This is a genomic window from Arthrobacter silviterrae (assembly GCF_011045165.1).
Classification (GTDB): domain Bacteria; phylum Actinomycetota; class Actinomycetes; order Actinomycetales; family Micrococcaceae; genus Specibacter; species Specibacter silviterrae.
Map to the genome: position 1 here is coordinate 23,185 of NZ_JAAKZI010000010.1, position 23,397 is coordinate 46,581.

Below are 23,397 nucleotides of genomic sequence, written 5' to 3' on the forward strand. Positions count from 1 at the left end.
ACACGGGAAACTAATTTTCCCAATACCTACCGATCGTTCCGTATGTGTCCCTACCATGAAAAAGTCAGAAACACCCATGGACTGCAGAGCCCAAAGGAGCCGCTCATGTCCTATCCGAACACCACTCATGATTCACCCACGCGGGGACCGGCACGACCCATGCCGTACGTGGTCAGTGGAATACTGCTGGCCGTTGCCATTATTTTCCCCCTTGCCGTGCCGATGTACGCGCACGCAGACCCCCACCTTTTCAGCTTTCCGTTCTTCTTCTGGTACCAGATGCTGTGGGTGCCCATCTGCGCCATCCTGATCGGCATCTGCTACAAGTTGATGACCACCGAAGACAAGCGCCGCCGCGCCGTCCTGCAGGACCAGGCCGGGCGCAGGGGCAGGCACGACGCCGGAGGTGAGGCCAAGTGAGCGCCGCACCGGCCATGGTGGGCGCGGCACTGGCCGCCGCCCCGACAGCAGCCAGGGGCGTGGACGTCACCGCACTGGTCGTCGTCGTCGTGCTCTTTGTGCTGGTGGGCGTGCTCGGGTTCTATGCCGCACGCTGGCGCACGGGCGGGCCGGACGGCCTGCATTCGCTTGACGAATGGGGCCTGGGCGGGCGGAAGTTCGGCACCTGGATCACCTGGTTCCTGCTGGGCGGGGACCTCTACACGGCCTACACCTTCGTGGCGGTCCCGGCAGCCATGTGGGCGGCAGGCTCCGTGAGCGGCTTCTTCGCCGTTCCGTACACCATTGTGCTGTACCCCATCGTGTTCCTGCTGATGGCCCGGCTGTGGTCCGTGTCCAAGCGGCACGGCTTTGTCACCACGGCAGACTTTGTGGGCGGGCGCTACGGCAGCAAGCCGCTCTCGCTGGCCATTGCGCTCACCGGCATCATCGCCACCATGCCCTACATTGCACTGCAGCTGGTGGGCATCAAGTCCGTGCTGACCGTGCTGGGCGTGGGCAGCCCGGGCAACTGGTTCCTCAACGACCTGCCGCTGATTGTGGCCTTCGTGGTGCTGGCCGCCTACACGTACACCTCCGGGCTGCGCGCCCCGGCCATGATTGCCGTGGTCAAGGACGTGCTGATCTACCTGGCCGTCATTGTGGCCATCATCTACCTGCCCACCAAGTTCGGCGGCTGGGAGCACATCTTCGGTGCCGCCCAGGCAAAGATGACCACCGTGAACCCTGTCACCGGCAAGGTTCCCGGACCGTTCATTCCGGGCGCTGACAGCTACGCGGCGTACGCCACCCTGGCGCTGGGATCGGCCATGGCGCTGTTCATGTACCCGCACTCCATCACGGGTGTGCTCGCCACCAAGAGCCGCAACACGATCCGCAAGAACGCGGCCGTGCTGCCGCTTTACTCCCTGGTGCTGGGCTTCTTGGCGCTCCTTGGCTACGTGGCCATCGCCGCCGGCACCCGCCCCGTGGAGCTGGACGGCAAGACCATCAACCCCCAGCTGGTGGTCCCGCAGCTGTTCCTGGACAATTTCCCGTCCTGGTTCGCAGGCGTGGCGCTGGCCGCGATCGCTGTCGGTGCCCTGGTGCCGGCCGCCATCATGTCCATTGCGGCGGCGAACATGTTCACCCGCAACATCTACAAGGACTTCTTCAAAAAGGATGCCACCCCGCGCCAGGAGGCCAAGGTCTCCAAGGTCACCTCGCTGGTGGTGAAATTCGGAGCCCTGATCTTCGTCATCGGCATGGACGCCTCCACGGCCATCAACATGCAATTGCTGGGCGGCATCTGGATCCTGCAGACGTTCCCGGCCATTGTGGCAGGCCTGTATACCCGCTGGTTCCACAAGTGGGCGCTGCTGGCAGGCTGGGCCGTGGGCATCATCTACGGCACGTGGGCGGCCTACAGCGTTGTCAACCCCGTCTCGCACGCCCACTTTGGCGGTTCCATTGCGGCCATCCCGGGCACCAACATCAAGGTCTACATCGCCGTCACGGCGTTTGTGCTCAACGCCCTGGTGGCCGTGGTGGTCACCCTGGTGCTGCAGGCCCTGAAGGTGCCCAACGGCAAGGACATCACCAAGCCCTCGGACTTTGGCGCCAATGAGGACGATCCCGAGGTTTCCGATTTTGCGGCCCGGGCGGTGGAAACACCGGGACCCGTTCTGTAGCCAGTCTGTGGCCCACTCGGGACGCAACCGCGCACGTCCCCCGCATTCGCGCCCGTACCACTGGGCGCGAATGCGGGGGGCGGGCGCGGTTGTTAGTTGCCCGTCCGGGGACCGTTAGGCGTCGGGGTAGTGGGTCTCCATGAAGGAGTCCCACTGGGAGCCGATGGCATCCATCGCTGCGGCGCCGAGCCCCCACGTGGAGGCGATGACCTGGGCACCGGGATGTTCGCGCACGCCCTCCACGGGCGCCTGCTGGGCCAGGATGAGCAGGCCGTCGCCGTGTTCGGCGTAGTCCGCCACTGTCAGGCCCAACTGGGACTCGGTGCGGTACCAGACCTTGCCCTCCAGCGTGGCCCCTGTGGTCAGGGTCAGCTTGTACGGTTCGCCGGCGTCGGGCAGCCATCCGGTGTCAATGCCCAGGGCGTCCCACAGCCGGGTGTGTGCAGCGCTGGTGCCGTCGGCGAAGATGGTCCGGCGGGGGGTGTGCGGGTGGCGTTCCAGCTTGAACTTGAGCTGCTGGATGAAGACGGACCAGCCCTCCGTGATGTCGGCGTCGTACTTGGCCCATTCACCCGTCGCCTGGCCGCGGGTCAGCGTGAGCCGGGTGCCGTCCGGGACGGGCTCCAGGGTGAAGACGTCGCCCATGCCCAGCTCAAGCCGGAGGTGATCGTCGCTTTCCGTGACGTCGTCTCCATAGTAGATCTGTTGGATCTCCTCCTGCAGGCCGTCCATTTCCCAGCCGTGCCACTGGGCAATCCTGGCTGGTTCGCGCAGCATGAGCCACACCTGTTCCGCGTCCGCATTGACGAGTACCGAGAGCTGGGTCTTGTCCATGCATCGTAATCTACGCCGCTTGGCAGGAACGGGCCAGCACCCTACGCCTGTTCGTTACCTGCCCACGCCGGCGTAGGAGATTGCCTGCCGCACCAGGGAGCCGCGGCCGCCGACGAATTCGGCCTGCACGCCGGGGCTGAGCGCTTCCTCCGGCGTCATCCAAGTCAGCTCCAGGGCGTCCTGGCGGGGTTCGCACTCGCCCGTCACGGGGATCACATACACCAGGGCCACGGCGTGCTGGCGTTCGTCCGTGAACCCGGTCTGCGAAGGCGAGGGAAGGTATTCGGCCACGGTGAACGGCACAGGGCTCACGGGCAGCTGCGGGAACGCCAGCGGGCCGAGGTCCTTTTCCACATGCCGCACCAGGGCAGCCCGGATGGTTTCGCGGTACAGCACGCGCCCCGACACCAGGGTGCGCACCATGGAGCCCTCGTCGTCGGCCTGGAGCAGCAGCCCCACCTCGTTGACGTAGCCCAGGGGGTCAAGCCGGACGGGCACCACCTCCACGTAGACCATGGGAAGCCGGTTCCGGGCCTCGTACAGGTCCTCGTTGGACAGCCAGCCGGGGTAGGGATCAGGAGTGCGGACGCTCATGTAACAGTTCTACCCCATGAACCCGCCCGCACGGACCCAAATGGCGGCCCCGCCCGGCGTGTGCACCCGGAAGGAGCTGCCGGCCGGCCCGGGGGCAGGCGCCGCGGTGAGTCCCGCCGCGGTGAGCCAGGTCTTCAGGGCGGCCGGTTCGGCTGGGAACTCAAGGCACAGCCCGACGCCGGCCACCCCGCCCGGGTGCACCTCCACCAGCCCGCCGTTCTTAGCCTGAAACCTGCTGCCGCCTGTGCCGTCGGGGCGGGGCGGCAGGAGGCGGGCGCCGATGTCCGCCAGCACCTTCCGGGCGGCATCCACGTCCGGCGTGTGCCACAGCTGGACCACGGTGGGCGGGCCGGGGCGCGCGGGGCTGTTTTGCACGGCGCTGCTTTGTCGCGTGTGGGGGTTCACGGGGCCGGGGCCGGCGGTGTTGGGGCCGGGGCCCGGGTTGGCGGGGTCCACTGCGGGGTCCACGACAGGGTCGGCCAGGAACGTGAAGCCATCCGGCGCAGTGACGCGGGCTGAGGGTCCGTGCGGCGTTTCGAGCAGTTCCGCGCGGGTTCCGTCGGCCAGCGTGCGCCGGACAAAAATGTCGCGGTCCCGGATCTCAAAACCCAGCTGCACGGAGCCGTCCCGCCGGCCGCCGTCGTCTGCGGTGCTGGTGTCCTGCCGGCCGCCGTCGTTGCCGGGAGCGGTGCGGTGCAGGCCCACCTTGCCGCGGCCGGAGTCAAAAACGCGCCAGTCGGTGTGGTTTTCCGTGCACCCGAGGCCGAGCGCGCTGAGCAGGGCGGCATGGTCGTCCAGGGCGGAGGTGGAGAGGATGGGGCGGACGCGCAGCATGGTGCCTCCGTGGTTGGTGGTGCCTCCACGCTACCAACGTTAGGGTGTAGCCATGATCGAGCTCCCCGAACTCTTGCTCCCGGACGCTGCGGCGTGGCGGGCCTGGCTGCTGGAACACCATGCATCGAGCCCGGGCGTGCGGCTGGTGCTCCACAAGAAGGGCGGCACCGTCACCGCACTGGACTACGCGGGCGCGCTGGATGAGGCCCTGTGCTTCGGCTGGATCGACGGGGTCATCGGCAAGCGCGACGCCGGCAGCTACCTCACCCGCTTCACACCCCGCACCCGGACCAGCAAGTGGTCCAAGAACAACGTCGAGAACATTGGGCGGCTCACCGCGGCCGGCGTCATGGAAGCTGCCGGGGTGGCCGCCGTCGAGGCAGCCAAGGCCGACGGCCGCTGGGAGGCGGCCTATGTCAATCAGGCGGATGCGCAGCTCCCACCTGATTTGGCCGCCGCCATCGCCGCGAATCCGCGGGCGCAGGCCATGTTTGAGGTGCTCACGGCGGTGAACCGCTACGCGCTGATCTACCGGACCACCACCGTCAAGACACCGGCGGCCCGGGTGGCGAAGATTGCCCGGTTCGTGGAGATGCTGGCGGCCGGGGAGACCCCGCACCCGCAAAAGCGCCGCCCCTGAGTCGATGCGGAATCAGGCACCGCTGCTTGTGCGCCGGACTGTCCGGTACGTTTTGCGCATAATTCGTCGGGCCCCGGGCCGGCCGCGCATCGGGCACGGTAGCTACGCAGTGGGCAGGGTGGCGGCGGCCTCAAATATGGTCCAGCGCTGGACTGCGGCCGACAGCAGGGCCGGCCCGCTCGCACCCTCAGGGTCTGGCTCCCCTGCGAGGCCGGCGGCCGTCAGCGCCACCAGCCGCGCCGCCGTCGTGCGTGATCCTTCCGGCAGCCGCAGGTCCCGGGCCGCCACTGCCAGGTAGCGGCACAGGATGCCGGTGAACAGGCTGCCGTCGCCGCCGGGCTCCAGCCGCAGCCCGCCAGCCGCCGTGGCCAGGCCGCGTTCGACGGCGGCTACCAACTCCGCGGCCTGGCTCACGTACTGCGGGTGGTCGAGTTCCAGCAGGGTGGCCAGGATGGGGCCCTGGTTGTACGTGTAGATGGTGCGCTCGACTTCCGGGCCCCGGGGCGTGGGGTGGACGCCGTCGAGGTACAGGCCGGAGCCGGCATCAAACAGCTCGGTGCGCAGCCAGTCCGAGATGGCGCGGGCCAGGTCCAGGTTGCCGGTCCGGGCGAAGTGCAGGGCAGCTGGGCCATTGGCCGGCGTGTTCTTGTAGTCGCGCTTCCGTGACCAGTAAATGCCGCCGCCCAGGACGCCGTCGCGGGCCCGGCCAAGCTGCGCCGTCAACGTGGAGGATGCCACGCCCGCCAAAAGGCAGGGCCGGCCGGACAATGCCAGGGAGAGGCCGTTGAGCCGGTCGGCGGCGAGCGCCAGCCACGCCATGTCGTCGTAGAAGTAGTTGGGGAAGCGGCCGAAGTTGCGGACCATGATGCCCCTCAGCAGTGCACGCCCCCGTGCCAGAGAGAGGGCGGCGGAGGCCCTGCTGCCGGACCCCAGTTCGCGCAACCCGGCGTCCACCACGGCGTCGAGGTAGTGGGCCTGCCACCAGTAGTGCCATTCGGACCAGGGCGTTGGGTCCTGCGTGGCGGGAACGGACACGGCGCCAATCCACGTGCCGGGGACGCCCATGAGGCGGTGGCCAAAGCGGGCATGGACGTTGAGGGCGGTGCGGGCCGCGCGTTCCGCCCACTGCCCGCCGGAGGGTGCCATTCCGTGATCCGTCATGGACCCAAGCGTACTGTTTGCTGCAGGGAGGCATGTCCCGGACAAGGGATTTCAGTTAGTATTCATTAACGCAAGCCTTTGCAGTTTTCGCGGCCCCAGTGCGGGCCGGCCAACCTCAACGAGGAGGAACCATGGAAATTTCACAGAACGGCACCGTCGCGCTCATTACGGGCGCCGCATCGGGCCTGGGGGCAGCGACGGCGAGGCGGCTGCATGCGGCGGGGGCCGCCGTCGTGCTGGTGGACCTGCCGCAGTCAAAGGGTGCCGAGCTGGCGGCGGAACTGGGGGAGCGGGCTGTTTTTGCGCCCGCCGACGTCACGCTTGAGGACCAGGTACGGGCCGCCATTGGGGCAGCGGCTGCGCTGGGGACCCTGCGCATCGCCGTCAACTGTGCCGGAATTGCCACGCCGGGCAAGGTGCTGGGGCGCGACGGCGTGCTGCCGCTGGACCAGTTTGCCCGCGTCATCCACATCAACCTGCTGGGCACCTTCAACGTGGTCAGGCTGTGCGCCGAGGCCATGGCGGCGGCGGAACCCCTGGCAGGGGAATTCGGGCCGGAGCGCGGCGTCATTGTGAACACAGCCTCCGTGGCGGCCTTTGACGGACAGATCGGCCAGCCCGCCTATGCGGCGTCGAAGGGGGCCGTGGCCGCCATGACGCTGCCGCTGGCCCGGGAACTGGCGCGCTCCCTGATCCGCGTGGTCAGCATTGCGCCCGGCATTTTTGAAACCCCCATGCTGGCCGGACTTCCGCAGGCCGCGCAGGATTCGCTGGGACAGCAGGTGCCGCACCCGTCGCGCCTGGGCAAGCCGGCCGAATACGCTGCCCTCGTTGAGCACATCACAGCGAACGCCATGCTCAACGGGGAGACGATCCGGCTTGACGGCGCCATCCGGATGGGGCCCAAGTGACTGGAATGCAGGCACTGCCGCCGGCCGACTTTTTCGGCTACGAGTCCCTCCTGACGGACCAGGAAGCCGCCAAGCTGGCGCAGCTGCGCACGTTCCTGGCGGAGGAAGTGGCCCCGTACTCCACACAGTGGTGGAACGACGCCGAATTCCCGGCCCACATCCTACCCAAAATCGCCGCCCTGAACCTTGCCGCCCCGGACAGGCTGCAGTTTTCCCACCTGTTCACGGGCCTGGTGATCGCGGAAATGACGCGCGCAGACACCTCGCTGGCCACCTTCTTCCTGGTCCACCACGACCTCTTTGTCCAGGCCCTCATCGACTTCGGCTCGGAGGAACAAAAGGCACGGCTGCTCCCCGACGCCATCGCCCTGCGCACCACCGGCGCCTTCGCCCTCACCGAACCGGACCACGGCAGCGACGTCTCCGGGGGCATGGAAACCACCGCCCGCAAGGTGGAGGACGACGCCGGCACCCACTGGGTGCTCAACGGCACCAAGCGCTGGATCGGCAACGGGACGTTCTGCAACCACATGCTGCTGTGGGCCAAGGATGCGGACACGGGAGAGGTGCGCGGCTTCATCCTGGACGGGTCCCTGCCAGGGGTCGAACGGACCAAGATCGAACACAAGATCGCCTTGCGGACAGTGCAGAACGCTCACATCACCCTGGACAACGTGCGCGTGGAGGAGCGGGACCGCTTCTCCGGCGTCGGCTCCTTCAGCGACACCAACAAGATGCTGCGCGGATCGCGGATCTCCGTGGCCTGGCAGGCCGTGGGCCAGCAACTGGCGGCGTTCGACGTGGCCCGGGCGTACGCCGTCGAACGGCAGCAGTTCGGGAAGCCGCTGGCGTCCTTCCAGCTCATCCAGGGGCAGCTGGTGAAAATGCTGGGCAACGCCACGGCGTCGCTGGCCATGATGGTGCGCATCGCCGCGCTGCAGGATGGCGGGGATGCCGGGGCCGCCGGGGGCTTCCTCTCTGACGCCACCATGGCGCAGGTGGCCCTGGCCAAGGCGCACACCACGGCCGCCATGCGTGAAACCGTGGCCATGGGCCGCTCCATCCTGGGCGGCAACGGCATCGTCACGGATTACCGCATGGCGAAGATTTTTGCGGACGCGGAGGCCATCTACACCTATGAGGGCTCGCATGAGATCAACACGCTGATTGCGGGCCGCGCCATCACAGGAGTCTCCGCGATCGTCTAGCCCCCACCCCCACCACCGACGCTCCCTCAGCAAATGGGCACATATGGCCAACCCTCCCTCATCAAATGCGGCCCCACGACGGACCCTCCCTCATCAAACGCGGCCCCAAGACGGACCCTCCCTCAATTCGCTCGGGAGGGTCGGCCGGGAGGGCGCGAAAGGTGAGGGAGGATCGGCGGGGAGGGCGCGAAAGGTGAGGGAGGGTCGGCGGGGAGGGCGCGAAAGGTGAGGGAGGGTCGGCGGGGAGGGCGCGAAAGGTGAGGGAGCGTCGGGTCGGTGGGGAGGGCTACTTCCGCGGGTCGCGCTCGCCGGCCTGAACGGCTACCTTGATTCGGTTCCCCTCGACAGGGGCAGGGCACGTGCCGAAGTCGCTGAAGGCGGCGGGGTAGTTGACGGTGCGGTTGAAATCCAGCACCACGGCTCCGTCCGCGCCCGGCTTGGCCACCTCCAGCTTGCGCCAGCGCCAGCTGCTGGCATTATTCGTTTCGTCGTGGAACGTGACCACCAGGGAGTCCGGCCCGCCGTCCTCGGCCCCGAGCCGGTATGTGGCGCCGCCCAGCTCAAAGACCACGTCGCCCACCAGGACGGCGGCACCCGGGACGTCCGGGTGGGCCGTGGTGATCGCCACCGTGCGCGGCTCGGCGTAACGCTCAAAGGCGCCCGTGAGCACCAGTGACGGGTTGTAGCCAAACACCGGAACTCCCGTGAAGCCGGTCAGCGTCGGGGACTGCGCATCGCGGGTCCGGACCATGTAGCGCCCGGCCCGCATGCCCAGCTCAACCACCACCGTCCCAAACTGCACCCACATGAGCGATTCTTCATCGGCCAGGGTGGCCTCAATGGTGCCGTCAACCGGCGTTTCCCCCTCCACCAGCGTCAGGTGGTCCGGGGCAGCGGCGGTGAGGAACGCGGCGGTGCCGTCAGTGCTCCAGAGCCCGGGGACGGCGTCCAGCGCGGCGGGGGAGGCGGGCAGCCACTGGAAGGAGGTCAGTGTCAGCCAGCCGTGCTGCGAGGCAAGGGCTGAGTTGCGCCCGGCGCGGAAGCGGTCCCACCTTTCCGTCAGGGGGATCTGTTCGGCGTGTTGCGTGCTCATGGTGCTCCTTGCTGCGGGTGCTGTGTCTGAATCCACTGTAGGCACAACGCGGGGCGTCGAGGCGCCTATTCCGCCCGCCGCCGGCGCCAGCGCCCCATCCTGCCCGGCGCCCACCCCCGTCCCACCGTTCCGCCCGCGCCCCCGCCCGGCGCCCGGGGGATGGAAGAATGGGACGATGGGAACGAACAACCACCTGAACAAGGACATGGCCCGCTTTGGCCCCGGCACCGTGGACCCGGCGGGCCCGGACGGCGTGAAGCTGACTCTCGTCCGGGACTACTCGGCGGCGCCCGCGGACGTCTGGGCCATGTTCACGGACCCGGCAAAAACTCAAATGTGGTGGTGCCGGGTGCGCGGCCAGGCCCGGACCGGTTCCTCCTTTGACCTCAAATGGCTCAACGTCAAGGATGAGGGCCACGGCATTGAAAGCGACTGGTGGAACGGCCGCGTGCTCGCCGCCGAAGCCCCGCAGCTGCTGGAACTGAGCAATGCCATGCACGGCACCATCCGAGTTGAGCTGGCCCCGAACGACGACGGCGGCACCCGGCTGGTGTTCACCAACACGCTGGCCGTCCCGGATGAAGTGGTGCCCATGTCCCTGGCCGGCTGGCATGTCCACCTTGACCATTTGCAGGAGGCCCTGGACGGCAAAAGCGTTGACTGGCAGCACTGGTGGGACGACTTTTATCCGTGCTGGGAAAAGGTCCACGCCGGGTATGCTGCGGGGCCGCAATCCGGGGGCGGTGCCGGAAAGTGAACAGCTGCCGGGACGGATTCGCCGTGTGGGCCCCCGCACAATAGAATCCAATCGGCACCAAAGAAGCCCCACCGTATCCAACGCAGCATACGTGTCCCCCAGCACCACACACCGTAAGGACACCGACCCATGAGTCCGGAACTCTCAGCCAACGCACCCGGAAATGCCGGCGATCCCACGGAGGACACGGAGCTGCGGGCCGATGTCCGCCGTGTCAGCACCCTGCTGGGCGAGTCCCTGGTCCGCCAGCACGGCCCGGACCTGCTCGCCATGGTGGAGGAGGTCCGCCTCCTCACCAAGGAGTCCAAGGAAGCGGCCCGCGGGGAGACCGGCACCGGCCCGTGGAGCGCCAACGACGTCGCCGAGCAGGTCCGCGAGGTCCTCGCCTCCCTGCCGCTGGAGCAGGCCACGGAGCTGGTGCGGGCCTTTGCGTTTTACTTCCACCTGGCCAACGCTGCCGAGCAGGTCCACCGGGTGAGGAGCCTGCGCGCACGGGACGAAACGGACGGCTGGCTGGCGAAGGCCGTCACCGAAATCGCCGAAAAGGCCGGCCCCGGTGCCCTGCAGGCAGTGGTCAACGAGCTGGACGTGCGCCCCATCTTTACAGCCCACCCCACGGAGGCGTCCCGCCGCTCCGTGCTGGACAAGGTCCGCAAGCTCTCCGACATCCTCGCGACGCCGTCGGCCGAAGGAAGCAGCGCCCGGGCACGCCAGGACCGCAAGCTCGCTGAGATCATTGACCAAATGTGGCAAACGGACGAGCTGCGCAAGGTCCGCCCCACGCCCCTCGACGAGGCCCGCAACGCCATTTACTACCTGCAGAACATCCTCAGCGATGCCATGCCGGAGGTCCTGACAGAACTGAACCAGCTTCTGGCCGCACACGGCGTCACCCTGCCGCCCGGCGCGGCACCCCTGCGCTTCGGCTCCTGGATCGGCGGGGACCGGGACGGCAACCCGAACGTCACCCCCGACGTCACCCGCGAGGTGCTGGTCCTGCAAAACGCCAACGCCGTGAAGATCAGCATCGCCATGATCGACGAGCTACTCTCCATCCTCTCCAACTCCAGCGCCCTGTACGGTGCGGATCCGGAATTGACTGCGTCCATCGCGGCGGACCTGGCCAGGCTGCCGGGCCTTGACCCGCGCGTGCTGGAGCTCAACGCCGAGGAACCCTACCGCCTCAAGCTCACCTGCATCAAGGCCAAGCTGCTCAACACCCGCCGCCGCGCCGCCGCGGACGCCTTCCACGAGCCCGGACGCGACTATGAGGACACGGCCGAACTGCTGGCCGACCTGGCCCTGCTAGACACGTCCCTGCGCAACAACTCCGCGTCGCTCGTGGCGGACGGGGCGCTGGCCACCGTGCGCCGCGCCGTCGCCTCCTTCGGCCTGCACCTGGCCACCCTGGACATCCGCGAGCACGCCGACCACCACCACGACGCCGTCGGGCAGCTCATGGACCGCGTGGGCGAGCTGCCCCGCCCCTACGGCGAGCTGGACCGGGCCGAACGCCTGCAGGTCTTGAGCCGGGAGCTGGCCAGCCACCGTCCGCTTTCCGGCCACCCCATCAGGCTCGACGGCGCCGCCAACGGCACGTACGACGTCTTCCGCGTGGTCCGCCGGGCGCTGCGCACCTATGGGCCCGACGTCGTCGAAAGTTACATTGTGTCCATGACCCGCGGCGCGGACGACGTCCTGGCGCCCGCCGTGCTGGCCCGCGAGGCAGGCCTGGTCCAGCTGACGGGCGAGAACCGCTACGCGAAGATCGGCTTTGCGCCCCTGCTGGAAACCGTTGACGAGCTGCGTGCCTCCGCCGAAATTGTGGACCAGCTGCTTTCAGACCCCTCCTACCGGGAGCTGGTGCGCCTGCGCGGCAACATGCAGGAGATCATGCTCGGCTACTCGGACTCCAACAAGGAATCCGGCGTCATGACCAGCCAGTGGGAGATCCATAAGACCCAGCGCAAGCTGCGCGACGTCGCCGTCAAGCATGGCGTCAACGTGCGCATGTTCCACGGCCGCGGCGGCTCCGTGGGGCGCGGCGGCGGGCCCACGTACGACGCCATCCTGGCCCAGCCCAACGGCGTGCTGGAGGGGGCCATCAAGTTCACCGAACAGGGCGAGGTCATCTCCGACAAGTACTCGCTGCCCGAGCTGGCCCGGGAAAACCTGGAGCTGTCGCTGGCCGCCGTCATGCAGGCCTCAGCGCTGCACCAGGCGCCGCGCCACACCGAGGACGAGCTGGTCCGCTTCGGGGCGGTCATGGAAATAGTTTCCGACGCCGCCTTCGCTGGCTACCGGGCCCTGATTGACGACGGCGACCTTCCGGCGTACTTCCTCGCCTCCACCCCGGTGGAGCAGCTGGGCAGCCTGAACATTGGCTCCCGCCCGTCCAAGCGGCCCGATTCCGGCTCCGGCCTGGGCGGGCTGCGGGCCATCCCGTGGGTGTTCGGCTGGACGCAGTCCCGCCAAATCGTCCCGGGGTGGTTTGGCGTGGGTTCCGGCCTCAAGGCGGCCCGCGACGCCGGGCATGCCGGCGCACTGACGGACATGCTGGCGAACTGGCACTTCTTCTCCTCCACCATTTCCAATGTGGAGATGACGCTGGCCAAAACGGACATGGAGATCGCCGCCCACTACGTGCGCACGCTGGTTCCGGCAGAATTGCAGCATCTTTTTGCCACGATCCGAGCCGAGTACGAGCTCACGGTTGAGCAAATCCAGCTGCTGACCGGCGAGGACGAACTCCTGGACCGCCAGCCGCTCCTCAAGCGCTCCCTGTCCGTCCGCGACCAATACCTGGACCCGATCTCCTACCTGCAGGTGGAGCTGCTGCGCCGCGTCCGCGAGGCCGACGCCGGCGCGACGGAGGTGGATGAGCGCCTGCAGCGGGCCATGCTCATCACCATCAACGGGGTGGCCGCGGGCCTTCGCAACACCGGATAGCCCCCCAGCGAAGTTTTGCCGCCGTTCCCGCATTTTGCCACCGGTACAGCGGCGGCAAAATGCGGGAGCGGCGGCATTTGTTCACGCCGTGCAGTTCACGCCGCCCAGTTCACGCCCTGTGGTCGACCCCCGTCACCGAAAACACGGCGCCCTGTGGATCCGCCAGAACCACCGTCTTTCCCGCCGGTGACGGGAAGCCAGGCACCAGGGTCCGGCCGCCAAGGCGCACCGCCGTGCTTTCAGCCGCGTCGGCGTCGGGCACCCAGAAATTGGGCGTCCACTGCGCGGGGCCGGGGCCTGCAACCATGACCGCCACCACTTCGCGGGACACCGGCTGCTGCGGCACGCCCCCAACATAGCCGGGCAGGCGGAAAAGGGTGGCGGCGCCGTCGCCCGCGCCAAGGGTTTCCGTGGTCCAGCCGTAGGCGTCGGCGTAAAACGCGGCGGCCCGGCTCGTGTCGGGGGTGGCCAGCTGGCTCATGGACCACGCGCCGGGCTCGTTGACCAGCTGGGCGCCGGCCCGGGCTGAACCCTCCCACAAGCCGTGGACCGCCCCGTCCGGATCGGCCACCACGGCGGCGCGGCCCACTGGAGGGGTGTCGAAGGGGGCCGCAACCACGGTTCCCCCGGCCTGGGTCACGGCCTTCACTGCCTCATCGACGTCGGCCACCGCCACGGACGTGAGCCATGAAGTGGGTGCGCCGGGGACGGGCTGGGAGGAAATCCCGGCAACATCGAGCCCCCGCAGGCGGGCCACGTAGTAGCGGCCGCCGTCCCCGTCGCCGGAGAGGTCCCCCGGACCGGCCGGCTGCCACCCAAAGACGGCAGTGTAGAAGGACAGCGCGGCATCCACGTCGGGCTGAAAGGTCTCAACCCAGCAGGGAACGCCCGCGGGATAGTCATTTCTCTGGTTCATGCCGGCTCCTTGAGTTCCGTACATTCCGCTGCCACATCCGAGTTTATGGCTGCTGCCCCGGCCCCGCCACCCAATAGGCTGGGACAATGCCTTCCTTTCGCGCCACCATCCAGATCACCGGCCTGCGCCCGGGCCACGCCCCCGAGGAGGTCATGGCCATGGCGGTTGCCGCCGTCGGTGCGGCCCACGTGGTTGAGGCCAACCAGCTCGACGTCGTGGCCGGCGTCCCGCGCATCACCGTCCGCTTCATGGTGGAGGCCAGCGAGTACGACGCCGAGAATCGCCTCGCGCGCGACGCGGCGGCTTCCATGCGCCACGGGGTGAAGACGGTGGCCACCACGGCCGCGCTGCGCAGCTACCGCCGCTCGGCCGGCAAGTGGCTGGCCCTGTAGCCGACACCTGGCGGGCAATCCGCCGTCGAGCCTGTCAAGTTTGTCATGTGGTGTCGATCACAGTAGATTGATCGTGGGGATGTTACTTCCCAGTACGATTTAGCTTTGGTGCAGCCAACATGTCCGCACCGAACGCGCATGGACAACTACGCAAGACAGGGAGAACACCATGGGATTCTTTGGATTTATCATTCTCGGCCTGATCGTGGGAGCCATTGTCAAGGCCATCATGCCGGGCAAGGTGCAGGGCGGCTGGGTCACCAGCATCATCCTCGGCGTGGTTGGCGCCATTGTGGGCGGTTTGCTGGGCTCGCTGATTTTCCACACCGACCTCGGCTCCTTCTTCAACATCAAGACGTGGCTGCTGTCCATCGGCGGCGGACTGGTCGTGGCGGCCGTTTACGGGGCCATCAAGGGCCGCAAGTAGGGCGCCGTTTTCGCCCCCCCGACGCTCCATCACCTTTTGCGGTGTTTCGCCCGACGCTCCATCACTTTATGCGGCCCGGGCCCGCTGGATCCGCTCAGTTGTGGTCCGGGAAGGCGGATAGGCGCAGCCCGGAGGAATACTTCACGGGTTCGCCCGTCAGCGGGTCCGTGAAGGAAATGCTGTGGGCCAGCAGCTGAAGCGGCTTCGTGTAGTCATCCGGCGCCTGCTCGTGGAGCACCGGGTAGAACGGGTCGTTGAGGATGCCGATGCCCTGAGAGGCCAGGTGGACACGGAGCTGGTGCGTCTTGCCCGTGTGCGGCTGCAGCTCGTACAGCCCCAGCTGGCGCCCGGATGAAGGGTCCATCCGGGTGTCCATGAGCTCGATCCGGGTTTCCGCATTGGGCTCCCCGGGAACTTCCTGCGCCAGCAGGTACGTGCGTGACTTGACCATGCGGCTGCGCACCACCAGCGGAAATTCCAGCCCGGGCAGGACAGGGGCCACTGCACGGTACGTCTTTTCAATGTGCCGCTTTTCAAAGAGCAGCTGGTAGTTTCCGCGGGTCTCCGGATTCGCGGAGAACAGGAGCACGCCCGCCGTCATGCGGTCCAGGCGGTGGATCGGCACCAGGTCCGGCAGGTCCAGCAACACTCGCAGGCGCACCAGGGCCGATTCCTGGACGTACATGCCGCCGGGCGTGGTGGGCAAAAAGTGCGGCTTGTCCACCACCACCAGGTTTTCATCCTGGTGCAGGATGGACAGCTCCACGGGCAGGCGCTTTTCCACCGGGAGTTCGCGGTAGTACCAAATAAAAACATGTTCGTTCAGCGCAGTGGTGGGCGTGACCACCTCCCCGCCCAGGGCCATGACCTCACCGCGTTCAAACCTGTCTACGATTCCGGCCGGGTCAACGTGGTTGAACTTGTCCAGCACATATTCCATGGCCGTGGCCCAGGGGCCGCCGTCCGGCATGCGCATGCGCGTCGCATTGACCCCGTTGCGCACGGGAAGCGGGGATTTCATCACCCTTCAAGGGTACCGATGGATTCAGGGCGTAGTGTCGGGAGTGCCTGACGGTGCAGGATCCGGGGCAAACAAGCGTGGCGCGAAGGCGGAAAGGTGGGGTTCGCTGGTGAATCGACGCGGAATTGGCATGATGTCCTCGGCGCACATGGTCGACGACCTCTACCAGGGCATCGTGCCGGCCATGCTGCCCTTCCTCGTCTCCGAACGCCACTACAGCTACGCGGCCGTGGCGGGGCTGACCCTCGCGGCAACCATGCTCTCCTCCGTGGTCCAGCCGGCCTTTGGCGTGTGGACGGACCGCAAGCCGCGCCGCTGGCTCATTCCGCTGGGGATGACGACGGCGGCGCTGGGCGTGGGTGCCGCCGGCCTGTTCCCGAGTTACGCCGTCACGTGGGTGATGATCGCCATCTCGGGCCTGGGCATTGCAGCGTTCCACCCCTCGGCAGCCAGTGCCGCACGGCGGGCCGCCGGCGACAGCAACAAGGGCATGAGCATATTCGCCCTGGGCGGGAACATCGGTTTCGCGCTCGGCTCCCTTTTGGCCACGCCGGTGCTCCTCTGGTTCGGGCTCCGGGGGACCGCCCTGCTGGTGCTCCCGGCCCTCGTCATGGCACTCATCCTGGCCAGGCGCCTGGGGCCGGTGCTCGACGGGCGCGACGGCGAGCGCCGTCCCGCGGCCATGCCCAAGGGGCGGGACAACTGGCCGGATTTTTTGAAACTGACGTCCATTGTGGTGGTTCGCTCCATCGTGTTCTTTGGGCTGAGTTCCTTTCTGGCCCTGTACTTCATCCACGGGCTGGGTGCCTCGGAGGTTATCGGCGGCGCCGCGCTGACCGTCTTCCTGGTGTCCGGTGCGTGCGGCACCCTGCTGGGCGGCTGGCTGGCGGACCGATTCGGGGCAATGGTCTCCATCAGGTACGGCTTTGCCTGCTGCCTTCCTGCCATGGCTGGCCTGGTGCTGGTGCGGGAGTGGCGCCTCGCCATGGTCTTCGTGGTGCTGACCGGCGTAAGCATTTTCGTCCCATTCAGCGTTTTCGTCATCCTGGGGCAGAACTACCTGCCAAACCGGATCGGCACGGCCAGCGGCGTCACAGTGGGCCTGGCCGTCACCGTGGGCGGCCTGTTCAACCCGGTGCTCGGGGTGCTGGCCGATGCAACCACCCTGCATTTCACGCTCACGGTGCTGATCGCGCTGCCCGCACTTGCGCTGGCACTGTCGGCCTTCCTGCATGATCCGGCCACGGCGGACAGATTGCGGCTGCAGAAAATGGACCGTGCAGCACCGACTGCTCAGTAACTTTCCGTCAGCGGCAGAACTTCCACAGGCGAATGGCAACAACCACCCCGGGCGTCATTCCGGCAGGGCCTGGCAGTTCGGGCACCAGTAAATGTCCCGCGGGGCATGTGTCGGCGCGGCTGGATCGGCCATTTTTGCGTGCCGAATCAGTGAACCGCAGCGTTTGCACGGCTTCCCGGCCAGCCCGTAGACCCACACTGAGGCGTCCCCGCGTGCCGGCCCGCCCGTGGTTGAGCGCTGCGGCCGGTCCTTGTTGGCCTCCAGCAGGCGCTTTGCCAGCTCCACCAATCGTGGCAGCCTCGGCACCCCGCCAACCGGCATGGACGGGTGGACTCCGGCCAGGAAACACAGCTCGTTGCGGTAAATGTTGCCGATCCCGGCCAGGCTCCGCTGGTCCAGGAGAGCCAAGCCGACGGGCCGCTGCGGATCCGCATGGAGCCTGCGCAGCGCCTCATCCGCATCCCAATCCGGCCCGAGCAGGTCCGGCCCAAGATGTTCGACGGCGGCCGCCGCCTGCGCGGGCGAGAGCACTTCCAGGGTGCCCAGGGAAAAGCCGACGGCGACCAGCCGTTCAGTGGTGAGGACAACCCTCGCTGTATGGGAAGGCCGGCGCCACTCGCCGCCGCGCCCGGTCCGCGGGCCTGTCGGAGGCTGCGTCGCATTCCTGACGGGGTATATGTCCCAGTGGCCCTCCATGGCCAGGTGCGAGTGGATCACCGCCGCGCCCTCGGCCGGGCCGCGGGCGGGCAGCATCATCATCAGGTGCTTGCCGCGGGGTTGGACGGACTCCACGGTGCGCCCGGTGAAGTCAACGGTTGCCAGCTGCGGCACGCGGAAGTCGCAGCCCGTCAGCGGCTGCCCGGCCAGGGCGCCATGGAGGTCCCGAGCCTGCCGCCAGACAGTGTCCCCCTCAGGCATGGAGGGCCGGCCGACGGTTCGAGTCACGGTCCGCCAACCACAACACGTCACTCATGTCCACCCACACGCCCAACGCTCCCGCAGCATTTGCGGGTTTTTCCCGAACGCTCTCGCAATGAGTGCGACAGCGTCCCGCATTTCACGTCAATTGCTGAGAGAGCGATTGAAGAAAACGCCCCAAATGTGAGGGAGGGTTTCAGGGGGTTAGGCACGGATGCGCACCCCGCCCGGGGAACTGTACGCCCCGGCAGCCAGCAGCGCCGCGGCCAGCGGGGTGTCCAGGATGCCGGCGCCGTTGACCTTCTCCATCGCGAGCTTGTCCACCGCACCGCGCCTGACCACCTGGACCAGGGCATCCGCGGCCAGGGCCACGGCGCCGTCGTCGTCGCTGAAGCACAACAGCGTCCGGCCGCCGCGCTCCACATACAGGACCAGGGCGCCGTCGACCATCACCACCAGGGCACCCGCCTTGCGCCCGGGGCGGTGGCCGGAATCCAGCGGCGGCCACGGCAAGGCTGCTCCGTAGGGGTTGGCCGGGTCGGTCGACGCCAGGGCCAGGGCCTGCGGCGGGCGGGGGTTGAGGGCGGCGTCGTCGCTGAAGGTGCGCAGCCGGTCCACCGTGGCGGGCACCGCGAATTGTGCCGCGCCCAGGTGTTCAATGAAGTACCCGCGGCGGCACTTTCCGGTTTCCTCGAGCCTCGCCAGCACCTTGTACATGAGCCCGAAGCCGCCGGGGATCCCGTGGTTCATGACGGATCCGCGGGTGACCACGCCATACCTGTCCAGAAACAGCTCGGCGAGGGCATGGCTGCGCAGCGTGGCCTGCGCACTTGCCGTCGTAGCGCCGCCTGCCTCAGGCATACCAGCGGCAGCCAGGTCGCCATCCGGCAGCGCACTCCAACGCCCGGCACCCAGCGGCGGAGCACCCCTCTGGACGGTTCCGGCCCGGCCGGGCAGCCGCCCATAGCGCCCCGAGCGCGCCGGGCGCAGGCGCGACGGCGCCGGCTTTTGCCTGTGCGCCGTATGCCCCCCGGACAGCAGGGAACGCACCGGGGTGAAGGTGTCATTGCTGATCCGCCCAGCCCAAAAAAGCTCCCACAGGGCGGCGGAAAGCTCGTCGTCGGCGGGGACGTCATCCGGCCCGCCGGCCGCCATCTCGCGCAGCTGGTGGAAAAAGTACGCGCCGCCGCCGGACAGGGCCGCCAGGACGCGCTGCTGGAACTCCGTGGGCGCGAAATCAGCCGGCGGGTTCAGCGTCAGGGCGGCGGACTCGGCCACGTGCAGGCTCAGCCACCCGTCGCTGCCGCCCAGGGCACCGGCGCCCGACAGCAGCACCTCGCCCGTGGCCGTCAGTTCGTCCAGCATGGCCGGGCGGTAGTCGGCCACCCGCTGCGCCAGCACCAGCGGCTCCCAGGCCGACGCCGGAATGGGCACGCCCGCCAGCTGGTCGACGACGGTCAGCAGCCCGTCCAGCCCGCGCAGCGCCGGCGCCCCGGATGCGGCAGAAACATGCTGCCACGCCGGCAGGAACCGGCCGAAGGTGGCCGCATCCACGGGTTCCACCTCGGCCCGCAGCGCGGCGAGGGACCGGCGGCGCAGCCGGCGCAGCACCTCCACGTCGCACCATTCACTGGCGCCATCCTCGAAGCCAGGGCCCACTGCGGCGAGGGTCCCGAAGTGAGCTTGCGAGCTATGGGAAGAGCCGGGGACTTGCGAGTGATGGGAGCCGCTGGGGATAAATTCGCCCTCCGTCACGCGCTTGTCTGCGGCAAGCCGTGCCAGCCCGGAATGCACGACGGCGATGCCCAGTCCCAGCCTCGCCGCCACTTCCGCCGCGGTGAAGGGGCCGTGGGTGCGCGCATGCCGGCCGATCAGGTCGCCCAGCGGATCGGCCACGGGTTCAATGAACGCCAGCGGCACGCCCATGGGCAGCGGGATGCCGAGGGCGTCCCGCAGCCTTGCCGCATCCTCAATGGCCGCGAAACATTCCCTGCCAGCCATATTCACCCGCAGGGCGCGGTTGGCGGCAACAAGGGCCTCCAGGTGTCCGGCCGCCGCGGCGAGGTGGGCGGCATCCGCAGCGGCGGCAGCCCCTTCAGCGGCAGCTGCAGCGGTGGCCCCTGAACCGGCCGCAGTGGCAGTCCGGCCGGCAGCGGCGGGCGGCAGGCCGGCGTCGCCCGTCCCTTGTCCGGGAGGAGCGGAGGGGACCAGGCGGTCCGCCACCTCGGCAACCGTCAACGGGCCCAGCAGGCGGAGCAGGTCGGCAACTCCTTCCAGCCCGCGGGCTCGCCTGTCCGTGTCCCTGCCGTTCCCGGCCAGCCGCTGGAGCTCGGCCTCCGTGGCGGCAATGACGTCCGGGTCCAGGAGTTCGCGCAGCTCGGCCCGTCCCAGCAGCTCGTCGAGCAGGGCTGGGTCCAGGGACAGGGCGGCCGCGCGGCGTTCGGCCAGCGGGGAATCGCCCTCGTACAGGAAGCTGGCCACGTAGCCGAAGAGGAGCGACCGGGCAAAGGGTGAGGGCTGTTGGGTGGTGGTTTCCACGATCCGCAGCTCGCGTCGCTCAATGCTGGCGGCGATGTCCTTCAGTGCGGGGAGGTCGTACACATCCTGCAGGCATTCCCGGACGGTCTCCAGCACAATGGGAAACTGGGGGTATTTCCGGGCCACGTCCAGAAGCTGGGCGGAGCGCTGGCGCTGCTGCCACAGGGGCGATCGCTTGCCCGGGTTTTGGCGTGGCAGCAGCAGGGCGCGGGCGGCGCATTCGCGGAAGCGGCTGGCGAACAGTGCGGAGCCTCCCACCTCGGCGGTGACGATGCCGTCCAGCTCGTCGGGTTCAAAGAGGAACAAGTCCGCGCCGGGAGGCTCGTCATCCATCAGGGGCACCCGCAGCACGATGCCGTCGTCGGAGGCCATGGCGGAACCGTCCAGGCCGTAGCGCTCGTGCAGCCGGGCCGCAACGGCCAGGGCCCAGGGTGCGTGGACGGGCATGCCGAATGGGCTGTGGAGGACCACGCGCCAGTCGCCGAGTTCGTCGTGGAAGCGCTCCACCATGAGGGTTTTGTCGTCCGGGACCTGCGTGGTGGCGGCCTTTTGCTCGTCCAGGTAGCCAAGCAGGTTGTTGGCCGCCCACTGGTCCAGGCCGGTGGCTTCGCAGCGTTCGAGGGCCTGCTTGCGGGGAGCGGCGCTGAGTTCGCGGATGAAGGCGCCGAGCGCCCGGCCCAGTTCCACTGGCCTGCCCAGCGAATCGCCCTTCCAGAACGGCAGCTTGCCCGGCTGGCCGAACGCCGGCGTCACCAGCACCCGGTCGAAGGTGATGTCCTCGATCTTCCAGCTGGTGGCGCCGAGGGCAAAAAGGTCCCCCACGCGGGATTCGTAGACCATCTCCTCGTCGAGCTCGCCCACGCGGCGCCCGCCCTTGTTGGCCTTGCCGGCGTCAGATTCATCGGAGCCAGCAATGAAGACGCCGAACAGGCCGCGGTCGGGGATGGTGCCGCCGGAGGTGACGGCCAGCCGCTGCGCGCCGGGGCGCCCCGTGATGGTCCCGCCCACCCGGTCCCAGATGATGCGGGGCCGCAGTTCGGCGAATTCGTCGGACGGGTAGCGCCCGGCCAGCAGGTCCAAGGTGGCGTCATAGGCGGACCGGGGGAGTGCGGCGAAAGGGGCGCTGCGCCGGACGGTGTCAAACCATTCGTCCACGTCTATGGACCCGAGCGCTGCGGCGGCCACGGTTTGCTGCGCCAGGATGTCCAGCGGGTTCTTCGGCACAAAAAGCGGCTCGATGTGCCCCGCCAGCATGCGCTCCACCGTGACCGCCGAATGCAGCAAATCCGCACGGTGCTTGGGGAACAGCATGCCTTCGGACACCTCGCCCACCTGGTGCCCGGCCCGCCCCACGCGCTGCAGCCCGCTGGCCACCGACGGCGGCGACTCCACCTGGATGACCAGGTCCACGGCGCCCATGTCAATGCCCAGTTCCAGGCTCGACGTCGCCACCACGCACCGCAGCCGACCGGACTTCAAGTCATCCTCTATGAGGGCCCGCTGCTCCTTGGACACGGAGCCGTGGTGCGCCTTGGCCAGCACGTTCGGCGCGCCGGCCGTGGCCCCTGCCTGCGCCATCATTTCGGCCGGGAGGCGGGCCGGGCCGGTGGGGGACGGCGCGGTCCGCCAGGGCTCCGTGTCGGAGGGGGCGGCGTCGTCCGGGCCTTGCGGGGCAGGGACGTCCCCGGAGGCAGCCAGCTCGAGCCGTTCCACGTAAATTTCATTGAGCCGGCCGGTGAGCCGTTCGGCCAGCCGCCTGGAGTTGGCGAAGACGATGGTGGACTGGTTGGCCAGGACGGCGTCCACGATCCTTTCCTCCACGTGCGGCCAGATCGAGGCGTTGGGAGCCAGGCCGGAGGCAGGGCCGAGGTCGTGGGCTGAGGCAAGAGCGGGGAGGTCGGTCATGTCCGCGACCGGCACGGTGACGCTGAGGTTCCAGTTCTTGGTGCTGGGCGGGGCCACGATGGTGACGGGTGCGGAACCGCCCAAAAAGCGCGCCACTGTTTCGCGCGGCTCCACTGTGGCGGAGAGGCCGATGCGCTGTGCGGGCTGGGGCAGCAGCGCGTCCAGGCGCTCCAGGGACACGGCCAGGTGCGCGCCGCGCTTGGTGCCGGCCACGGCATGGACTTCGTCGATGATCACGGTGCGCACCCCCGCGAGCGTTTCGCGGGCCTTGGACGTGAGCATGAGGAAGAGCGATTCGGGCGTGGTGATCAGGATGTCCGGCGGGTGGCTGAGGAGGCGCCGGCGCTCATTGGCGGGGGTGTCGCCGGAGCGGACGCCCACGGTGACGTGCGGCGGGTCCAGGCCCAGCCGCCTGGCGGTTTGGGTGATGCCGATCAGGGGCGCCCGCAGGTTGCGCTCCACATCCACGCCGAGGGCCTTCAAGGGGGAAATGTACAGGACGCTGGTGGACCCCGCGCGGGCCGTGGCGGCCGGGGCGGGCGGGGCACCCGGGGCGGGCGGGGCACCCAAGGCAAGCTCCGGCGTCGTGCTGGCGGTGCTGGCGGTGCTGGCACCGGTGCCGGCGGCCAGGCCGTCAAGTGCCCAAAGGAACGCGGCCAGCGTCTTGCCGGAGCCGGTGGGGGCCACCACCAGGGAATGTGCGCCACCGGAAATGGCGTGCCACGCGCCCGCCTGGGCAGGCGTGGGGGAGCCGAAGGCGCCCAAAAACCATTCGCGGGCGGGTGCCCCGAACAGTTCCATGCCACCGGAGGCGGAATTAGTTTGCACGGCTCCATCATGCCTCACCGGAGTGACAAAGATGCGAGAGGA

19 protein-coding genes are annotated in these 23,397 nt (G+C 68.5%); 10 read left to right on the top strand and 9 right to left on the bottom strand.

Features of this window, described 5'->3' with window-relative positions:
* Positions 1–105 precede the first annotated feature (105 nt).
* Positions 106–420 (top strand): DUF3311 domain-containing protein, encoded by a 315-nt coding sequence (locus G6N77_RS07650; protein ID WP_205678108.1) that lies wholly within the window; start codon positions 106–108, stop codon positions 418–420.
* Positions 417–2,129: a monocarboxylate uptake permease MctP gene (mctP, locus tag G6N77_RS07655; protein ID WP_442321263.1), complete on the top strand. Its 1,713-nt coding sequence runs from the start codon at positions 417–419 to the stop codon at positions 2,127–2,129. The genes G6N77_RS07650 and mctP overlap by 4 nt, the downstream gene beginning before the upstream one ends.
* A gap of 114 nt (positions 2,130–2,243) precedes the next feature.
* On the opposite strand, the gene G6N77_RS07660 is transcribed toward mctP, so the two are convergent.
* Genes G6N77_RS07660 through G6N77_RS07670 form a run of 3 tightly spaced genes read right to left on the bottom strand, consistent with a single transcriptional unit; the run spans position 2,244 to position 4,391 of the window.
* The gene (locus G6N77_RS07660; RefSeq protein WP_165181442.1) at positions 2,244–2,963 is read right to left on the bottom strand and encodes an SRPBCC family protein; all 720 of its coding nucleotides are present in this window, start codon (positions 2,961–2,963) and stop codon (positions 2,244–2,246) included.
* Between the two features lie 54 nt (positions 2,964–3,017).
* The gene (locus G6N77_RS07665; RefSeq protein WP_165181443.1) at positions 3,018–3,557 is read right to left on the bottom strand and encodes an NUDIX hydrolase family protein; all 540 of its coding nucleotides are present in this window, start codon (positions 3,555–3,557) and stop codon (positions 3,018–3,020) included.
* A gap of 9 nt (positions 3,558–3,566) precedes the next feature.
* Entirely contained in the window at positions 3,567–4,391 is an 825-nt protein-coding gene (locus G6N77_RS07670; RefSeq protein WP_165181444.1) for a hypothetical protein, read from the bottom strand.
* A 52-nt stretch (positions 4,392–4,443) separates the two neighbouring features.
* Here G6N77_RS07670 and G6N77_RS07675 point away from each other — a divergent pair, with 52 nt between their 5' ends.
* Entirely contained in the window at positions 4,444–5,031 is a 588-nt protein-coding gene (locus tag G6N77_RS07675) for a YdeI/OmpD-associated family protein (protein WP_165181445.1), read from the top strand.
* A 102-nt stretch (positions 5,032–5,133) separates the two neighbouring features.
* Here the strand turns inward: G6N77_RS07675 and G6N77_RS07680 are convergent, their stop codons facing one another.
* On the bottom strand, positions 5,134–6,192 hold the full coding sequence (locus tag G6N77_RS07680) for a glycoside hydrolase family 76 protein (RefSeq protein WP_240901769.1): 1,059 nt from the start codon (positions 6,190–6,192) through the stop codon (positions 5,134–5,136).
* A 137-nt stretch (positions 6,193–6,329) separates the two neighbouring features.
* Here G6N77_RS07680 and G6N77_RS07685 point away from each other — a divergent pair, with 137 nt between their 5' ends.
* Both G6N77_RS07685 and G6N77_RS07690 read left to right on the top strand, forming a co-directional pair.
* A complete protein-coding gene (locus G6N77_RS07685; RefSeq protein ID WP_370875271.1) occupies positions 6,330–7,103 on the top strand; it encodes an SDR family NAD(P)-dependent oxidoreductase in 774 nt (257 codons plus the stop codon).
* 5 nt (positions 7,104–7,108) lie between these two features.
* Positions 7,109–8,311 (top strand): acyl-CoA dehydrogenase family protein, encoded by a 1,203-nt coding sequence (locus G6N77_RS07690; RefSeq protein WP_165181508.1) that lies wholly within the window; start codon positions 7,109–7,111, stop codon positions 8,309–8,311.
* Positions 8,312–8,597: 286 nt separating this feature from the next.
* Here G6N77_RS07690 and G6N77_RS07695 read toward each other — a convergent pair whose 3' ends face one another.
* Positions 8,598–9,404: a DUF1684 domain-containing protein gene (locus G6N77_RS07695; protein WP_165181447.1), complete on the bottom strand. Its 807-nt coding sequence runs from the start codon at positions 9,402–9,404 to the stop codon at positions 8,598–8,600.
* Between the two features lie 175 nt (positions 9,405–9,579).
* Here G6N77_RS07695 and G6N77_RS07700 point away from each other — a divergent pair, with 175 nt between their 5' ends.
* Together G6N77_RS07700 and ppc are read left to right on the top strand one after the other, a co-directional pair.
* Positions 9,580–10,161, top strand: a complete 582-nt coding sequence (locus G6N77_RS07700) for an SRPBCC family protein (protein WP_165181448.1) — start codon at positions 9,580–9,582, stop codon at positions 10,159–10,161.
* A gap of 129 nt (positions 10,162–10,290) precedes the next feature.
* The gene (ppc, locus tag G6N77_RS07705; RefSeq protein ID WP_165181449.1) at positions 10,291–13,110 is read left to right on the top strand and encodes a phosphoenolpyruvate carboxylase; all 2,820 of its coding nucleotides are present in this window, start codon (positions 10,291–10,293) and stop codon (positions 13,108–13,110) included.
* Between the two features lie 109 nt (positions 13,111–13,219).
* Here the strand turns inward: ppc and G6N77_RS07710 are convergent, their stop codons facing one another.
* The gene (locus G6N77_RS07710; protein WP_165181450.1) at positions 13,220–14,026 is read right to left on the bottom strand and encodes a VOC family protein; all 807 of its coding nucleotides are present in this window, start codon (positions 14,024–14,026) and stop codon (positions 13,220–13,222) included.
* Between the two features lie 86 nt (positions 14,027–14,112).
* On the opposite strand from G6N77_RS07710, the gene G6N77_RS07715 reads away from it, so the two are divergent.
* Together G6N77_RS07715 and G6N77_RS07720 are read left to right on the top strand one after the other, a co-directional pair.
* Positions 14,113–14,418 (top strand): hypothetical protein, encoded by a 306-nt coding sequence (locus tag G6N77_RS07715; RefSeq protein WP_165181451.1) that lies wholly within the window; start codon positions 14,113–14,115, stop codon positions 14,416–14,418.
* Between the two features lie 169 nt (positions 14,419–14,587).
* Positions 14,588–14,845, top strand: a complete 258-nt coding sequence (locus G6N77_RS07720) for a GlsB/YeaQ/YmgE family stress response membrane protein (protein ID WP_165181452.1) — start codon at positions 14,588–14,590, stop codon at positions 14,843–14,845.
* A gap of 94 nt (positions 14,846–14,939) precedes the next feature.
* On the opposite strand, the gene G6N77_RS07725 is transcribed toward G6N77_RS07720, so the two are convergent.
* Positions 14,940–15,866, bottom strand: coding sequence for a pseudouridine synthase (locus tag G6N77_RS07725; RefSeq protein WP_165181453.1), 927 nt, complete (start codon positions 15,864–15,866; stop codon positions 14,940–14,942).
* Between the two features lie 109 nt (positions 15,867–15,975).
* Here G6N77_RS07725 and G6N77_RS07730 point away from each other — a divergent pair, with 109 nt between their 5' ends.
* Positions 15,976–17,166 carry an MFS transporter gene (locus tag G6N77_RS07730; RefSeq protein WP_205678109.1) on the top strand — a complete coding sequence of 397 codons (1,191 nt, stop codon included), beginning with the start codon at positions 15,976–15,978 and terminating at the stop codon, positions 17,164–17,166.
* 54 nt (positions 17,167–17,220) lie between these two features.
* On the opposite strand, the gene G6N77_RS07735 is transcribed toward G6N77_RS07730, so the two are convergent.
* The gene (locus G6N77_RS07735; RefSeq protein ID WP_165181510.1) at positions 17,221–18,084 is read right to left on the bottom strand and encodes an Fpg/Nei family DNA glycosylase; all 864 of its coding nucleotides are present in this window, start codon (positions 18,082–18,084) and stop codon (positions 17,221–17,223) included.
* A gap of 204 nt (positions 18,085–18,288) precedes the next feature.
* Positions 18,289–23,328: an Lhr family helicase gene (locus G6N77_RS07740; protein ID WP_165181511.1), complete on the bottom strand. Its 5,040-nt coding sequence runs from the start codon at positions 23,326–23,328 to the stop codon at positions 18,289–18,291.
* Positions 23,329–23,397: the final 69 nt, after the last annotated feature.

Bases quoted from the DNA above. Each gene is read 5' to 3' on its own strand.
- G6N77_RS07650 (WP_205678108.1), top strand. From the start codon at position 106: ATGTCCTATCCGAACACCACTCATGATTCACCCACGCGGGGACCGGCA.
- G6N77_RS07660 (WP_165181442.1), bottom strand. From the start codon at position 2,963: ATGGACAAGACCCAGCTCTCGGTACTCGTCAATGCGGACGCGGAACAG.
- G6N77_RS07665 (WP_165181443.1), bottom strand. From the start codon at position 3,557: ATGAGCGTCCGCACTCCTGATCCCTACCCCGGCTGGCTGTCCAACGAG.
- G6N77_RS07670 (WP_165181444.1), bottom strand. From the start codon at position 4,391: ATGCTGCGCGTCCGCCCCATCCTCTCCACCTCCGCCCTGGACGACCAT.
- G6N77_RS07675 (WP_165181445.1), top strand. From the start codon at position 4,444: ATGATCGAGCTCCCCGAACTCTTGCTCCCGGACGCTGCGGCGTGGCGG.
- G6N77_RS07680 (WP_240901769.1), bottom strand. From the start codon at position 6,192: ATGACGGATCACGGAATGGCACCCTCCGGCGGGCAGTGGGCGGAACGC.
- G6N77_RS07690 (WP_165181508.1), top strand. From the start codon at position 7,109: ATGCAGGCACTGCCGCCGGCCGACTTTTTCGGCTACGAGTCCCTCCTG.
- G6N77_RS07695 (WP_165181447.1), bottom strand. From the start codon at position 9,404: ATGAGCACGCAACACGCCGAACAGATCCCCCTGACGGAAAGGTGGGAC.
- G6N77_RS07700 (WP_165181448.1), top strand. From the start codon at position 9,580: ATGGGAACGAACAACCACCTGAACAAGGACATGGCCCGCTTTGGCCCC.
- ppc (WP_165181449.1), top strand. From the start codon at position 10,291: ATGAGTCCGGAACTCTCAGCCAACGCACCCGGAAATGCCGGCGATCCC.
- G6N77_RS07710 (WP_165181450.1), bottom strand. From the start codon at position 14,026: ATGAACCAGAGAAATGACTATCCCGCGGGCGTTCCCTGCTGGGTTGAG.
- G6N77_RS07715 (WP_165181451.1), top strand. From the start codon at position 14,113: ATGCCTTCCTTTCGCGCCACCATCCAGATCACCGGCCTGCGCCCGGGC.
- G6N77_RS07720 (WP_165181452.1), top strand. From the start codon at position 14,588: ATGGGATTCTTTGGATTTATCATTCTCGGCCTGATCGTGGGAGCCATT.
- G6N77_RS07725 (WP_165181453.1), bottom strand. From the start codon at position 15,866: ATGAAATCCCCGCTTCCCGTGCGCAACGGGGTCAATGCGACGCGCATG.
- G6N77_RS07735 (WP_165181510.1), bottom strand. From the start codon at position 18,084: ATGCCTGAGGGGGACACTGTCTGGCGGCAGGCTCGGGACCTCCATGGC.
- G6N77_RS07740 (WP_165181511.1), bottom strand. From the start codon at position 23,328: ATGGAACTGTTCGGGGCACCCGCCCGCGAATGGTTTTTGGGCGCCTTC.